The 15,236-nt window shown below is 72.7% G+C and carries 10 protein-coding genes; 1 reads left to right on the top strand and 9 read right to left on the bottom strand.

The genetic code is table 11. From position 1 onward, the window contains the following. Positions 1 to 118: 118 nt before the first annotated feature. The 5 genes from ACIQU6_RS13325 to ACIQU6_RS13305 form a co-directional block, all read right to left on the bottom strand. Positions 119 to 3,844, bottom strand: a complete 3,726-nt coding sequence (locus tag ACIQU6_RS13325) for a ribonuclease E/G (RefSeq protein ID WP_403481736.1) — start codon at positions 3,842 to 3,844, stop codon at positions 119 to 121. A 214-nt stretch (positions 3,845 to 4,058) separates the two neighbouring features. After that, positions 4,059 to 4,880 (bottom strand): TIGR03936 family radical SAM-associated protein, encoded by an 822-nt coding sequence (locus ACIQU6_RS13320; RefSeq protein WP_403481735.1) that lies wholly within the window; start codon positions 4,878 to 4,880, stop codon positions 4,059 to 4,061. Between the two features lie 258 nt (positions 4,881 to 5,138). Beyond that, positions 5,139 to 5,672 (bottom strand): GNAT family N-acetyltransferase, encoded by a 534-nt coding sequence (locus ACIQU6_RS13315; RefSeq protein ID WP_403481734.1) that lies wholly within the window; start codon positions 5,670 to 5,672, stop codon positions 5,139 to 5,141. A 130-nt stretch (positions 5,673 to 5,802) separates the two neighbouring features. Next, complete coding sequence (locus ACIQU6_RS13310; RefSeq protein ID WP_403481733.1) at positions 5,803 to 7,725, bottom strand: TIGR03960 family B12-binding radical SAM protein; 1,923 nt, start codon at positions 7,723 to 7,725, stop codon at positions 5,803 to 5,805. Between the two features lie 89 nt (positions 7,726 to 7,814). Further along, positions 7,815 to 9,389, bottom strand: a complete 1,575-nt coding sequence (locus ACIQU6_RS13305) for a CHAD domain-containing protein (protein ID WP_403481732.1) — start codon at positions 9,387 to 9,389, stop codon at positions 7,815 to 7,817. Between the two features lie 154 nt (positions 9,390 to 9,543). Here ACIQU6_RS13305 and ACIQU6_RS13300 point away from each other — a divergent pair, with 154 nt between their 5' ends. Next, positions 9,544 to 9,984, top strand: coding sequence for an ATP-binding protein (locus ACIQU6_RS13300; RefSeq protein WP_403481731.1), 441 nt, complete (start codon positions 9,544 to 9,546; stop codon positions 9,982 to 9,984). A gap of 25 nt (positions 9,985 to 10,009) precedes the next feature. On the opposite strand, the gene ACIQU6_RS13295 is transcribed toward ACIQU6_RS13300, so the two are convergent. The 4 genes from ACIQU6_RS13295 to mreC all read right to left on the bottom strand — a co-directional run bounded on the left by ACIQU6_RS13295 (position 10,010) and on the right by mreC (position 15,090). Beyond that, positions 10,010 to 11,224, bottom strand: coding sequence for an FtsW/RodA/SpoVE family cell cycle protein (locus tag ACIQU6_RS13295; protein WP_403481730.1), 1,215 nt, complete (start codon positions 11,222 to 11,224; stop codon positions 10,010 to 10,012). After that, positions 11,221 to 13,359 carry a penicillin-binding protein 2 gene (gene mrdA, locus ACIQU6_RS13290; protein WP_403481729.1) on the bottom strand — a complete coding sequence of 713 codons (2,139 nt, stop codon included), beginning with the start codon at positions 13,357 to 13,359 and terminating at the stop codon, positions 11,221 to 11,223. Before mrdA ends, ACIQU6_RS13295 begins: the two co-directional genes overlap by 4 nt. Before the next feature lie 105 nt (positions 13,360 to 13,464). After that, positions 13,465 to 14,157 carry a rod shape-determining protein MreD gene (mreD, locus tag ACIQU6_RS13285; RefSeq protein WP_403481728.1) on the bottom strand — a complete coding sequence of 231 codons (693 nt, stop codon included), beginning with the start codon at positions 14,155 to 14,157 and terminating at the stop codon, positions 13,465 to 13,467. A gap of 3 nt (positions 14,158 to 14,160) precedes the next feature. Further along, a complete protein-coding gene (gene mreC, locus ACIQU6_RS13280) occupies positions 14,161 to 15,090 on the bottom strand; it encodes a rod shape-determining protein MreC (RefSeq protein WP_403481727.1) in 930 nt (309 codons plus the stop codon). Positions 15,091 to 15,236 lie beyond the last annotated feature (146 nt).

The raw sequence follows: 15,236 nt of genomic DNA, 5'->3' as shown, positions 1-15,236 counted from the left end.
GTGTGTGCTCAGAAGTGGTGGTGTCCACAGACACCGACGGTCAAGGTTACGGGGCCTCGACCAGGGGGTCAAACCGGCCCCGGACCGCCTTTTCGACGGCCCGGGGCCGGGCACTGCTCTAGTCCTCCGCGGAGGCGGACACCGACGCGGCCGAGGACTGCTCGGCGGCCGCGGTCTTCTTCGCCGCAGCCTTCTTCGTCGTGGTCTTCTTCGCGGTGGTCTTCTTGGTCGCGGCCTTCTTGGCGGTGGTCTTCTTCGCCGCCGTCTTCTTGGTCGCGGTCTTGGCCGTGGTCTTCTTCGCCGCGGTCTTCTTGGCCGTGGTCTTGGCGGTGGCCTTCTTGGCCGTCGCCTTCTTCGCCGTCGCCTTCGCGGTCTTCTTCGCCGCGGGCTCCGGCTCGGCGACCTCCGCACCCTCGGTGGCCTCGGCCGGCTGCTCCGGGGCCTTCTCGGGCTCCGGCTCGCTGGCCGGCGCGGTGATCACGATCGTCCCCGCGGCCTCACCGGCGGCCTCCGGCGAACCGGTCGGCGCGGACACCCGACGGGTGGCCCGACGACGCGGACGCGCCGGCGCGGGCTCCGGCTCGGCAGCGGCCTCGACCACGGGCGCCTCGACGGCCGGCTCCGGGGCCTTCTCGGGCTCCGGCTCGGCGGCCGGCACCACGATCGCGGCGGCCTCCTCGGTGGCCTTGGGGGTACCGGCCGGCGCGGACGCCTTCCGGCTCGCCCGACGGCGACCCCGGCCCCGACCGGCTGCGGCGGCCTCGGCCTCGGCGGGGCTGCCGAACCACTCGTCGGCACCGTCCACCGACGGCTGCAGTTGGGCCTCGGTCACCGCGACCGGCTCCAGCTCCGGAGCCTCCTCGACGGCCGACACCGGCACCTCGACCTCGACGGGCTGCTCCGGCTGGGCACCGTTCGCCCCGGCCTTGCCCTTCTTCTTGCGCTTGCCGCCACCGCCGGCCGCCGTCGGCTGGTCCATGTGGACGATGACGCCGCGGCCGTTGCAGTGCACGCACTGCTCGGAGAACGACTCCAGCAGCCCCTGGCCGACCCGCTTGCGGGTCATCTGCACCAGGCCGAGCGAGGTGACCTCGGCCACCTGGTGCTTGGTCCGGTCCCGGCCCAGGCACTCCAGCAGGCGCCGCAGCACCAGGTCCCGGTTGGACTCCAGCACCATGTCGATGAAGTCGATGACGACGATGCCACCCAGGTCGCGCAGCCGCAGTTGGCGCACGATCTCCTCGGCCGCCTCCAGGTTGTTCCGGGTGACGGTCTCTTCGAGGTTGCCGCCCTGCCCGGTGAACTTCCCGGTGTTGACGTCGACCACGACCATGGCTTCGGTCTTGTCGATCACCAGCGAACCGCCGCTGGGCAGCCAGACCTTGCGGTCCAGCGCCTTCATCAGCTGCTCGTCGATCCGGTACGTCGCGAAGACGTCGACCTCGGACGTCCACCGCTGGAGCCGGTCGACCAGGTCCGGCGCGACGTGCGAGACGTAGCCGTGGATGGTCTCCCAGGCGCCGTCACCGCTGACGATGACCTTGGAGAAGTCCTCGTTGAAGATGTCGCGGACGACCCGGACCGTCATGTCCGGCTCGCCGTAGAGCAGGCTCGGCGAGCTGGTGGAGGCCGCCTTCGCCTTCTTCTGGATCTCCTCCCACTGCGCCTGCAGCCGCTCGACGTCCCGGCGCAGCTCGTCCTCGCTCGCGCCCTCCGCGGCGGTGCGCACGATGACGCCCGCGTCCTCGGGAACGATCTTCTTGAGGATCTGCTTCAGTCGGGCCCGCTCGGTGTCCGGGAGCTTGCGGCTGATGCCGGTCATCGAGCCCTCGGGCACGTAGACCAGGTAGCGGCCGGGCAGCGAGACCTGGCTGGTCAGCCGTGCGCCCTTGTGGCCGATCGGGTCCTTGGTGACCTGCACCAGCACCGACTGGCCGGACTTCAGCGCGGTCTCGATGCGGCGCGGCCCGTTGGCCATGCCCAGCGCCTCGAAGTTGACCTCGCCGGCGTAGAGCACGGCGTTGCGGCCCTTGCCGATGTCGACGAAGGCGGCCTCCATCGACGGCAGGACGTTCTGCACCTTGCCCAGGTAGACGTTGCCGACGTAGCTGGTGGCCTGCTCCTTGTTGACGAAGTGCTCGACCAGCACGTTGTCCTCAAGGACCCCGATCTGGGTGCGCTCGCCGCTCTGCCGGACCACCATCACGCGCTCGACGGCCTCCCGGCGCGCCAGGAACTCCGCCTCGGTGATGATCGGCACCCGGCGACGGCCCTGCTCGCGGCCCTCGCGGCGACGCTGCTTCTTGGCCTCCAGGCGCGTCGAGCCCTTGATGGACTGCACCTCGTCGGCGCCGGTGCCCTCGTCCTTCTTGCGGGGCTCGCGGACCTTGACGACGGTGCGCTCGGGGTCGTCGGCGTGCGCGGGCTCGGCCTCGGCGCTGTCGCCACCGCGCCGGCGGCGACGCCGACGGCGACGGCTGCTGCTGGTGCTGACGGGGCCCTCGGCCTCCTCCTCGGCCTCGGCCGGCTCCTCGCCCTCGGCGGTCTCGGCCTCCTCCTCGGCGGCGCCGGCCTCCGCCGACTGCTCCTCGGCGTCCTCGACCGCCTCGCCGCGACGACGACGGCGGCCACCCCGGCGACGCCGGCGCGAGGGACGCTCGCCCTCCTCGCCGACGACCTCGGCGTGCTCCTCCTCGGCCTCGACGGCCTCGGCGGTCCCGGCGCTCTCCTCGGTCACCTTCTCCTCGACCTGCGCCGGGGCCACCTGCTCGGCCTCGGCCGGCTCACCACGGCGGCGGCGACGGCGACGGGTGGCGGCCGCGGGCGCCTCCTCCACCGGCTGCTCGACCGTGGCGGCCTCCTGGCGGGCGGCGGCGTGCGCGACGGCGGCGCTCTCCGGCGTCTGGAACATCGGCTCGGAAGAGAAGACCGGCGCCTGGAAGACGGCGGTCGGCGGGCGCTGCGCCCGGCGGCGACCCCGGGCCGGCGCCTCCGCCTTCTCCTCGGCACGGGGCGCCTCGGCGGCCACCGGCTCCGCGGGCCGCTCGGTCCGACGACGCCGGCGCCGCGGGGCCTCGGCCTCGGCGGACTCCTCGACGGCCGGCTGCGCGGCGGCCGGCGCGGCGCTCTCCTCGACGGCGGCCTGCGGCGCACCGGTCGGCGCCGTGGCCTTACGCGTCGCCCGACGACGCCCACGCACCGGACGCGCCTCCTCCTCAGCGGCCACAACGGGCGCCTCGGCAACGGCCGGAGTCTCCTCCGCCGCCTCTTCCTCCTCGTCCGCGGTCTCCTCGACCACCGGCTCCGGCGCGCTCACCTTGCGGGTGGCCCGACGACGCGCACGGGTCGGGCGCGGCTCCTCCTCGGGGGCAGCGGCCGGCGTCTCCTCGACGACCGGCGGCGCGGCGCTCTCCTCGACGGCGGCCTGCGGCGCACCGGCCGGCGCCGTGGCCTTACGCGTCGCCCGACGACGCCCACGCACCGGACGCGCCTCCTCCTCGGCAGCCGCGACGGGCGCCTCGGCAACGGCCGGCGCCTCGGCGGACTGCTCCGGGGTGGTTGCGGGCGCGCCGGCGGGGGCGGTCGCCTTGCGGGTCGCCCGGCGGCGCGGGCGGGCCGGCCGCTCCTCGGCGGCGGGCGCGGGGGTCTCCACGGCGGCACTCGCCACCGGGGTCTCGGTGCTCACGACCGTCGTCTCGGCCGGGGTAGCGGCCGGCGGGCCGGCCGGGCGGGACGCCGCGCGGCGCCGGCGGCGCGGCGGCAGCGTGTCGCTGGGCGAGGTGTCGTTGTTGCCAGCACGATCCGCGGACCGAGTGGATTCATTGGGCTCAATAGATTCGAGCATGCGGGCGGTTCTCCCGTCACGCTCCCGGGCGCCACGCCTGATTCCGGCCGCGGACCGCGTGATGAGCGCGGTACCACCGTCCGGGGCGCGGGCGCCGCACGGGAGCTGTCGTCTCGCTCGCCGGGCCCGTGGACCGGACCGGCGAAAGTCTCCTGGTCAGTGCGTCCGCCGAACCGGGGTGATGCCCTGGTCACCGGCGACGCGACGACGCGTCCTACGCAGTGCCGTCCCCGGAAGTCGCCGGGGCCCCGCTCTGCGCCTTCGCGGTACTCAGCCCGGCGGCCGTTGATGAAGCGGCCGTGGCAGCGTCGCGGTCGGGCGCCAACGGATCGGTCACCGAACCGGTCTCCTCATCGAGCAGCCCCTGCGCCAGCCTGGTCACCGCTGCGGGGACCGGCGGCGCCAGGTCGGCCGTAACCCGGAGGCCGGACAGGACGTCGTCGGGTCGAACGGCAGGTGTCAGATGCCGAACAACCAGCCGCAGTATCGCACAGGCACCGCCGCCGGGCCTATCGCCGGGCATCGGGGCCACTGCGCTCTCGGCCGGGCCGGCCTCAAGCCGCGCCACCGCGCCCCGGGCGTCGAAGGTCCGCATGCCGTTCTTGGTGCGGCGCTCGACCGGCACCTCCGCGGCGGCGAGGAACGCCTCGACGGCGCGCCCGGCCTCCTCGGGGGTGACCCCGTCGAGCCGGAGCTCCCACACCGACGCCTGGAGCCGGTCGGCGAGGCCGCTGGTGTGCGCCTCCACCGCGTCGGTCACGTCGAGGCCGGTCGGGAGGGAGGCGTCGAGCAGCGCCCGGACGGATTCCGGGTCGCGGTGTTGGGTGAGCTGGATCTCCAGGTACTCGGCCTCACTGCCGGTACCGGTCGGTGCGGCGTTGGCGTACGACACCTTGGGGTGCGGGGTGAAGCCCGCCGAGTAGGCCATGGGGACCTCGGCGCGGCGCAGCGCCCGCTCGAAAGCGCGCTGGAAGTCGCGGTGGCTGGTGAACCGGAGGCGGCCGCGCTTGGTGTAGCGCAGTCGGATGCGCTGCACCGCCGGTGCGGGCGGCGGGCCTTCGGGCTGTCGCTTGCCCAGTGTTACTTCTCCTTGGTGTAGGGGCGCGGCTGGTGCCGCCCCGTCCGGATCATCACCGCGTGAGCGGGGACACATCGTGCCCGGACGTCTTTACCTAGAGTACGTGCCGTCTCCCCGGTCGGTTCCCGGCGGGGCGCCCCGGCCGTGCCCCGCGGCCCCGTCCGCCCGGCGAAATCCATTCGGACGGGTGGGACGCCGGTGGCCCGGACTCCGCCCTCACGCGGAGATCCAGTACCGAAGCCTCTCCGCCCGGCGGTCCTCGAAAACCCCGCCGCACGCCTCGATCACCCGGCGCGAGCCGGCGTTGGTGTCGTCGCAGGTGACCAGCACCGGATCGAGGCCCAACTCGTGGTGGGCGTACGGCAGTACGGCGCGCAGCATCGCGGTGGCGTGGCCCCGGCGGCGGGCGGTGGGGCGCACCGCGTAGCCGATGTGGCCGCCGAGGTCCCGCAGGGACGGGGTGAGCCGGTGCCGGACGGTGATCCGTCCCAGGAAGGCGTCGCCGTCCACCCACCAGAACGTGGAGACCGGGACCGAACCGTCCGTCCGCTCGTCCAGGGCGACCCCGCCGACCTCGTGGACGTAGGCGGCGAAGCCCTCGGTGGACGGCCAATGGGGGCGCCAGGTCCGCAGCTCGCGGCCGAGGCTGGAGTCCGGGGAGCGGTGCACGCCCTCGGCGCGGAACTCCGCCATGGCGGCGCGGAAGGAGTCGTGGACGCGGACGGTGGGGGCGATCAGTTGCGGGGCCATGGGCCTCATTCTGCGGGCGCGCGCCGGCGGCGGGTACGGATCCGGCCCGGCCCCGCACAGGGCGGGACCGGGCCGGAGGCGCACGCGGTGCGGGACGGGCGTCGGCGGGAGGCCGCCGCCCGTCCGGGGGTCACTTCACGACGGACAGCGGCAGCAACTTCTTGCCGGTCGGGCCGATTTGGATGGAGGTGTCCATCTGCGGGCAGACGCCGCAGTCGAAGCACGGGGTCCAGCGGCAGTCCTCGACCTCGGTCTCGTCGAGGGCGTCCTGCCAGTCCTCCCACAGCCAGTCCTTGTCGAGACCGGAGTCGAGGTGGTCCCAGGGGAGGACCTCCTCGTAGGTGCGCTCGCGAGTGGTGTACCAGTCGACGTCCACGCCGAAGTCGGGCAGCGTCTTCTGCGCGCACTCCATCCAGCGGTCGTAGGAGAAGTGCTCGCGCCAGCCGTCGAAGCGGCCGCCGTCCTCGTAGACGGCGCGGATGACCGCGCCGATCCGACGGTCGCCGCGGGAGAGCAGGCCTTCGACGATGCCGGGCTTGCCGTCGTGGTAGCGGAAGCCGATCGAGCGGCCGTACTTCTTGTCCCCGCGGATCTTGTCACGGAGCTTGGCCAGGCGGGCGTCGGTCTCCTCGGAGGAGAGCTGCGGCGCCCACTGGAAGGGGGTGTGCGGCTTGGGGACGAAACCGCCGATGGAGACCGTGCAGCGGATGTCGTTGGACTTGGCGACCTCGCGGCCCTTGGCGATGACGTTGATGGCCATGTCGGCGATCTGCAGCACGTCGTCGTCGGTCTCGGTCGGCAGCCCGCACATGAAGTAGAGCTTCACCTGGCGCCAGCCGTTGCCGTAGGCGGTGGCGACGGTCCGGATCAGGTCCTCTTCGGAGACCATCTTGTTGATGACCTTGCGGATCCGCTCGCTGCCGCCCTCGGGGGCGAAGGTCAGGCCGGAGCGGCGCCCGTTGCGGGTGAGCTCGTTGGCAAGATCGATGTTGAAGGCGTCGACGCGGGTCGACGGCAGCGACAGCCCGATCTTGTCCTCCTCGTACCGGTCGGCGAGGCCCTTGGCCACGTCGCCGATCTCGGTGTGGTCCGCGGAGGACAGCGACAGCAGGCCGACCTCCTCGAATCCCGTGGCCTTCAGCCCCTTGTCCACCATCTCGCCGATGCCGGTGATGCTTCGCTCCCGTACGGGACGCGTGATCATGCCGGCCTGGCAGAAGCGGCAGCCGCGGGTGCAGCCACGGAAGATCTCGACCGACATCCGCTCGTGGACGGTCTCGGCCAGCGGGACGAGCGGCTGCTTGGGGTAGGGCCACTCGTCGAGGTCCATGACGGTGTGCTTGGAGACCCGCCACGGCACGCCGGAGCGGTTCGGCACGACGCGCGAGATGCGGCCGTCGCCGAGGTACTCGACGTCGTAGAACTTGGGGACGTAGACGCTGCCGGTCCGCGCGAGGCGGAAGAGCAGCTCGTCGCGGCCGCCGGGGCGACCCTCGGCCTTCCACGCCCGGATGATCTTGGTGATGTCCAGGACGGCCTGCTCGCCGTCGCCGATGACCGCGCAGTCGAGGAAGTCGGCGATCGGCTCGGGGTTGAAGGCGGCGTGGCCGCCGGCCAGGATCAGCGGGTGGTCCTCGGTGCGGTCCTTGGCCTCCAACGGGACGCCGGACAGGTCGAGGGCGGTGAGCATGTTGGTGTAGCCGAGCTCGGTGGAGAAGCTCAGGCCGAGCACGTCGAAGTCGCCGACGGGGCGGTGGGAGTCCACCGTGAACTGCGGCACCTGGTGCTCGCGCATCAGCGCTTCGAGGTCCGGCCAGACGCTGTAGGTGCGCTCGGCGAGGACGCCCTCCTGCTCGTTGAGCACCTCGTAGAGGATCATGACGCCCTGGTTGGGCAGCCCCACCTCGTAGGCGTCGGGGTACATGAGAGCCCAGCGGACGTCGCAGTCCGACCACTCCTTGACGGTGGAGTTCAGCTCACCGCCGACGTACTGGATGGGCTTCTGCACGTGCGGCAGCAGAGCTTCGAGCTGCGGGAAGACCGACTCGGACATCTCGAACCTTCGTGGGCTGACAGGGGGCGACTCACAAGCGTAACCCGCTCGGGAGCGCCCCTTCGACGGCCGTGGTCCCGGCCCACCCGTCACCTGCGCAACGCGTCCCGGTGTTTGCGGCGCGAGACCTCCGCCCACAGGGCCGGCAGCTCGCGCTCCCGTTCGGCGGCCAGCGCCTCCTCGCGACCGTAGAGGAGGCCGAAGGTGAAGCCGCTCTCGCCGGCCCGGCGGGCCTGGGTCGCCAGGTCACGGAGGGCGGCGCGGGCGACCACGCCGTCCTGGTGGTCGCCGAGGAGCTGCTGGAGCTGCTTGGTGCGCCGGGTGAAGGCGCGGGCCGGGCGGCCGAGCGCCGGGGTGGCCGCCTCCGCCGCGTACCGGGCGCGCTTGGCGGCCTTGCGGGCGCCGTGCAGGGCCTCGTCGCGGCCCGGCCCGGCGGGGGCGGCGAGGGCGGCCTCGACCCGGCGGGCCAGCCGCCGGTAGTCCTTGAGGACCGCACCGGCGACGACGGCGGGCGCGGGGCGGGCGGCGGGGGCGCGCAGCGGCGGGGCGTCGAGCAGGGCGTGCAGGTCGTCCAGGAGGGCGAGGTGGCGCGGGCCGTCGAGGGCGGCGAGCAGGCGGTCGCGGGCGCCGGCGCGGCGCCGGACCGACCAGGTGCGCAGCCGGGCCGAGACCGGCCCCAGCCGCAGGGTCCGGGGGACCTCCGCGAGCGCGGCGGTGAGCCGGTCGGCCAGCACCTCCTGGTCCCGGCCGGCGCCCAACTCGGCGGCCAGCCAACGCAGTTCGCCCCCGAGGGGGTCGGTGGCGGTCCGGTCCAGGACCTTGCCGTAGGTGCGGAAGGCGCTGCGCAGCCGGCGGGTGGCGACCCGCATCTGGTGGACCGCGTCGGGCAGGTCGCGCCGCGCCGCCGGGTCCAACTCGACGATCGCGCGCACCTGGGCCCGGACGTAGCGGAGCACGACGTCGCCGGCGGTGCGGCCACGCCCCTCGTCCGCGTGCTCGGCGCCCTTCCCGGTGGGCCGCGCGGCCCCGTCGGGCGCGGTCTCCGCCAGGGCGCGGGCCAGTTTGGACGGCGCGGCCGACGGGCGCGCCCCGGCCTCGACCAGCAACTGTCCGACCTCGTCCAGCAGTTCGCGGCCGGCGCCGCCCTCGGGGTCGAGCTCCACCTCGATCTCCCGCCAGCGGGCCTCCCCCGCGCCCTCCGGGTGCAGCCGCGTGGCCCGTACGTCGTCCACCGCGACCTCGGCGAGCGGCGCGCCGGCGGCGTCCCGCAGGACGTGCGCGGTGCGCCGGGTGCGCAGTCGCACGACGGGCAGGAGCGCGGCGCCGCGGACGCGGGAGCGGACCAGGGCGGTGAGTTCGGGGGGCGGGGCGTCGGCGAGCGGGGCACGGATCTCGTCGCGCACCGCGCCGACGGCCTCGGGGAGCGCGACCGGGAGCTTGAGGTGCCAGCCCGCGTCCGGGCCGCCGGTGCGCCGCCGCAGGGTGATCCGGTCCGCGGCCAGGCGCTGGTCCGCGGTGTCGTAGTAGACGGCGTCGAGAAGCCGGGGGCGGCCCTCCGCCACGGTCGCGACCCGGCCGACGCGGGTCAGGTCGGGCAACCCGTCGGTGGCGACGGCCGGATCCGTCTCGTACTTCCGCTCGATCTCCCGCACGGTGTCCGCCATGCATCGAATCTAGTCAGCCGCAACGCGCCCGACCAGCCGTCCGACAGCGATCCCCGGCCGAAGTGGGTGGCACCGCCGACGCACGGTGCCTTACGGTGTGTGACACATCGCCCACACAGCGTGGCAATCGGCTCGATCCACACCGGGAGAAACCGTGCACCCCGACACCGCAGCCGTCGCCCGGCCCCCTCTCCGCGTCGCGGCGGGCGCCCGTCCGTACCTCCTCACGACGCCGAGCCGGCCCACCGCCCCCAAGGCCGCCCGGGACTTCGTTCGCGCGGTGCTGCGCCACGGCCCGCTCGCCGCGCTGCGCGAGACCGCCGTGCTCCTCACCTCCGAGGCCGTCACCCGGGCCCATCTGCGCACACCGGGCTCCGCCGACGTCCTGCTGCGGGTGCTGACCGCGGCCGACTCGCTGCGGATCAGCGTGCACGACGGAGGAACGGCCACCGTCCCCGCCCAAGGGCCGGGCGACCGCGACTCCGCGCACGGCCTGCTGCTGATCAGCCGGCTCGCCGACGACTGGGGCACGACCCCGTTCGAGGGCCCGGCGCACACCACGTCGCTCTGGTTCGAGCTGCACGGCGGGCACTGACCCCGACCCCGCCGGGCACGAGGGGTCAGCGGGAGGCGGAGACCGGCCGCTGGACGCGGATCGACTGCAGCAGCCCGATCGCGATCCACACCGCGAACATCGACGTGCCGCCGTAGGAGACGAACGGCAGCGGCAGGCCGGTGACGGGCATGATGCCCAGGGTCATGCCGATGTTCTCGAAGGACTGGAAGGCGAACCACGCGATGATGCCGGCGGCCACGATCGTGCCGTAGAGCTCGCCGGTCTCGCGGGCGATCCGGCAGGCCCGCCACAGCACCACGCCGAGCAGCAGGATGATCAGGCCCGCGCCCAGGAAGCCCAACTCCTCGCCGGCGACGGTGAAGATGAAGTCGGTCTGCTGCTCGGGCACGAACTGGCCGGTGGTCTGGCTGCCGTGGAAGAGGCCGGAGCCGCTCAGCCCGCCGCCGCCGATGGCGATCCGGGCCTGGTTGGTGTTGTAGCCGACGCCGGCCGGATCCAGGCTCGGGTTGGCGAACGCGGCGAACCGCGCGATCTGGTACGCGTCCAGCAGCCCGAGCTGCCAGATGGCGAGGCAGCCGACCACGCCGGTGCCCAGCAGCCCCAGGATCCAGCGGTTGGAACAGCCACTGGACAGCAGCACGCCCAGGATGATGGCGCCGAGCACCATCACCGAGCCGAGGTCCGGCATCAGCAGGATCACGCCGACCGGGACGGCCGCCAGACCGAGGGCCTGGAAGACGGTGCGGTGGTCCGGGTACGGGCGGTCGCCGGCGTCGACCCGGGCGGCGAGGATCATCGCCATGCCCAGCGTGATGGTGATCTTGGTGAACTCGGCGGGCTGGAGCGAGAAGCCGCCGGGGATCGCCAACCAGGAGCGCGAGCCGTTGATGGTGGCGCCCAGCGGCGTCAGCACCAACAGCGCCAGCAGCACCGAACCGGCGAAGAGGAACGGGACGGCGCCGCGCAGCATCCGGTGGCCGAGCCAGACGGTGCCGGCCGCCAGCCCGATGCCGATCGTCGTGTTCAGCAGGTGGTGGACGAGGAAGAAGTACTGGTCGCCCTTGTTGAGTTCGGTGCGGTTGCGGGTGGCGGAGTAGACCAGCAGCGAACCGAGGAGGGAGAGCACCAGACAGGACAGCAGCAGTATCCAGTCCAGCCGGCGCACCACCGAGTCGCGCGCCGTCAGCCGGCCCCAGACGCTCTGTTCGGGGCCGTAGCGGCGGACGGAGAAGGTCCGGGACAGAAGCGGTGTGGTCACTGCGTGGGGCTCCCGGAGGGGGACGGCGAGGCGCTCGGCGGCTTGATGGGCGGGGACGGGATGGTGCCGTCACTCTCGATCTTGGGCAGCTTGCTCTCCGCGTGCGGGAGCAGCGCCGCCTTGTCGTCGATCTCGCCCTTGTCGTTGACGCCGTAGAGCGCGTTGTAGATGTTGCGGACGGCCGGTCCGGAGGCGCCGGATCCGGTACCACCCTGGGCGATCGTCATCACGATCGTGAAGTCCTTGGTGTACGTCGCGAACCACGAGGTGGTCTGCTTCCCGTAGACCTCGGCGGTACCGGTCTTGGCGTGCATCGGGATCTTGTCCTGCGGCCAGCCCTGGAACCGCCAGGCGGCGGTGCCCCGTTCGGTCACGCCCTGGAGCGCGGCGCCGATCTGCTGGAGGGTCTGCTGGCTGTCCGGCAGCCGGCCGTGCGACCGGGGCTTGAGCATCTGCACCGTCTTGCCGTTGGGGCTGACGATCGCCTTGCCGATGGTCGGGGTGTAGAGGGTGCCGCCGTTGGACAGGGCCCCGTAGATGGTCGCCATCTGGATCGGGGTGACGAGGGTGTCGCCTTGGCCGATCGCGTAGTTGATCGAGTCGTAGGCGTGCAGCTTCATGCCTTCGAGGCAGTTCTCCCGCGCCAGCTTGGAGACGTAGTCGTCGGCGTTCTTGGGGTGCGCGCACCAACTGTCCTTGTTGGCCACCCAGAAGGCGTTCTTCCACTGGCGGTCGGGGACCCGGCCCTTGACCTCGTTGGGCAGGTCGACGCCGGTCTCCTTGCCGAGGCCGAACTGGTGGGCCGTCTTGTAGAACCAGTCGTGCGGGTCCTTGACCGGCTTGTCCCCGCCGTCCTTCTTCCACTCGTCGTGGCCGATCCGGTAGAAGACGGTGTCGCAGGAGACCTCCAACGCCCGCCCCAGGGTGATGTCGCCCTCCGATTCGCCCTCGAAGTTCTTGAAGACCTGGCCGCCGATGCTGTACGAGCTGGTGCACGGGTAGTGGCCGTCGAACGGGTAGCCCGCGTTGACCGCGGCCGAGGTCGAGATGACCTTGAAGATCGAGCCGGGGGCGGCCTGCCCCTGGATGGCGCGGTTCAGCAGCGGGTAGTTGGACGACTTGCCGGTGAGCTTGGCGTAGTCCTTGCCGGAGATCCCGCCGACCCAGGAGTTGGGGTCGTAGGTCGGGTTGGAGGCCATCGCCACCACCCGGCCGGTCTTCGCCTCCATGACGACCACGGCACCCGAGTCGGCCTTGTAGTTGGTGCCGGTGTTCCGGTCCACCTGGGTGCGGGCCGTCTTCATGGCCTCGTCCAACTGCTGCTCCGCCAGCGCCTGGACGCGGGCGTCGATGCTGGTGATCAGGGTCGAGCCGGCCTGGCCCTTGTCGCTGTCGGCCTGGCCGATGACCCGGCCGAGGTTGTCGACCTCGTAACGGGTGACGGCGGCCTTGCCGCGCAGGTAGTCGTCGTACTGCCGCTCCAGCCCGGAGCGGCCGATCTGGTCCGAGCGCAGGAACGGCGAGGGGCCGTCCTTGGCCTTCTGGATCTCCTGGTCGGTGACCGGCGAGAGGTAGCCGAGGACCTGGGCGGTGTTGGCCTTGCCGGGCGCCGGGTAGCGGCGGACGGCGGTGGGCTGGGCGCTGATGCCGGGGAAGTCCTCGGACCGCTCGCGGATCTGGAGGGCCTGCTGGGTGGTGGCCTTGTCGGTGATCGGGATCGGCTGGTACGGCGAGCCGTTCCAGCAGGGCTGCGGGGTCTTGGCGTCGCAGAGCCGGACCTTGTTGCGGATGTCCTGCGTGGACAGGCCCAGCACCTTGGCCAGCCGGCCGAGGACGGCCTTGCCGCCGTCCTTCATCTTCAGCAGGTCGGTGCGGTTGGCCGAGACCACGAGCCGGGTCTGGTTGTCGGCCAGCGGCACCCCGCGGGCGTCGAGGATCGAGCCGCGGGTGGCGGGCTCGACGACCTGCTGGACGTGGTTGGACTTGGCCTTCGCCGCGTACTCCTGGCCGTTGCGGATCTGGAGGTACCAGAGCCGCCCGCCGAGCGTGAGCAGCAGCGAGAAGACCAGGATCTGAATCGCGATCAGCCGGATGGTGATCCGGGAAGTCCTCCCGGTCTCGGGAATGTTACTCATGGCGCGCAGCGCCTCCTTGGGGGGTGGCGGCGGGCAACGGCGACAAAAAGGAGCGGCGCGCAGCGCCTCCTGCCGGGGTGGTGGCGGGCGACGGGTGGGCGTTGCTCACAGCCGCTTGACCCCCTTGATGCCCTTGACCCCCTTGCGTCCGGCCCCGGCCGGCCTGGGCACCCGGCCGGTACGGATCGCCTTCATCGCGTTACGGCTGGCCTTCAACCCGGTGCCCGTCGTGAGCCAGGCCGGGTGCCGCCCGACCACCGCGCCGGTGCCGCCACCGGTGTCGGTGGCCAACGGGTCGTGCTCCGTGCGGCGCGCCACCGCCATCACCAACGGAACGGTGAACGGGGCGAGCAGCAGATCGTAGAGGGTGGCGCTGAGCACCAGCCCGACCAGGCCGACGTGCCGCGCGGCGGTGTCGCCGACCAGCGAGCCGACCCCGGCGTACAGCAGCGTCGAGCCGACGGCGGCGCCCAGCACGACGATCAGCGGCAGCGTCGCCGAGCGGTGCTGACCGCCGTCCGGCTTCGTCAGGCCCGCGGCGTAGCCGATGACGCACAGGACCAGGGCGTACCGGCCGATGGCGTGGTCGGCGGGCGGCGCGAGGTCGGCGAGCAGCCCGGCGCCGAAGCCGATGAGCGAGCCGCCGACCTGCCCGTAGACCAGGGCCAGGCCGACCACGACGAGCATCAGCAGGTCCGGTACGGCGCCCGGGAGATGGAGTCTGGCGAGGATGCCGACCTGGATGATCAGGGCGAGGACCGCCAGCGGGGTGGCGAGCAGGATCCGGTTGATGCGCATCGGTCAGCTCCTGGGTGAAGCGCTCGCGGAGGGGGTGGCCGTGACGGTGACCGTCGGCGTCGGCCGGGGCTTGACCGGGGGCGGCAGGACGGTGTCCCGCGGGTCCTTCCGGGGCGGCTGGACGACGATGCCGACGACGTCGAGCGACGAGAAGGAAACGAACGGCCGGACCTGGAGGGTGCGGGTCAGGTCGCCGTTGAGCGGCTCGACCTTGCTGACCGTGCCGACCGGCACCCCGGGCACGAACGGCTTGTCCTTGCTGGAGCCGAAGGTGACCAGCCGGTCGCCCCTCTTCACATCGGCCTTGCCGTTGAGCAGTTGGACGCGCAGCGAGCGGACGCCCTGCCCGTTGGCGAAGCCGATCTCGTTGGTCTTCTCCATCCGGGTGCCCACGGTGAACTCCGGGTCGGCGGCGAGCAGCACGGTGGAGGTGTGCGGGGTGACGGTGGTGATCCGGCCGACCAGCCCGTCGCCGTTGAGGACGGTCATGTCGCGGGCGATGCCGTCGCGGCTGCCGGCGTCGATGGTGACGGTCCAGGAGAATCCCTGCGCCGACCCGATGGCGATGACCTCGGCGCCCTTGATGGCGTACTGGCCGGTGGCCGCGGTCTTGAGGATCTTGTCGAGCTCGGCGGCGCGGTTGCGGTTGCGGTCCGGAGTGCCCAACTTCAGCTTCAGGGCGGCGTTCTGGTGTTCCAGCTGGCTGATGCGGTCGTGGCGCTCACCGGAGTCCCGCACCGCGCTGACGGCGTTGCCCACCGGGTTGACGACGCGGGCCACGCCGCGCTCCACCGGGCCGAAGGCGGAGGCGGCGGCTTGCCGGGCACCGTCGAGCGGGGACTGTTCGCCGCCGCGGATATCGACCGTGATCAACGCAAACGCGATCGCGACCAGCAGCACCAGCAGCAGCCGGCTCTCTCGTGTGTCCCTCACGTGCGGCGGCCGTGTCCTTCCTCGTAGGACCGGCCGGCTGCGGGCCCCGCCGGTCTCGTTCGGGGGTTGAGCGTTGTGCCTTGCTGTGACGGTGCGGTGGTGGAACGTCAGTGCACCGTGTCTGTGGGGGCGTTGCGGTTGTGAGC

Origin of the sequence: Streptomyces sp. NPDC090442 (assembly GCF_044769405.1) — a bacterium.
GTDB lineage: Bacteria > Actinomycetota > Actinomycetes > Streptomycetales > Streptomycetaceae > Streptomyces.
This window is presented reverse-complemented; position numbering and strand designations above follow the sequence as displayed.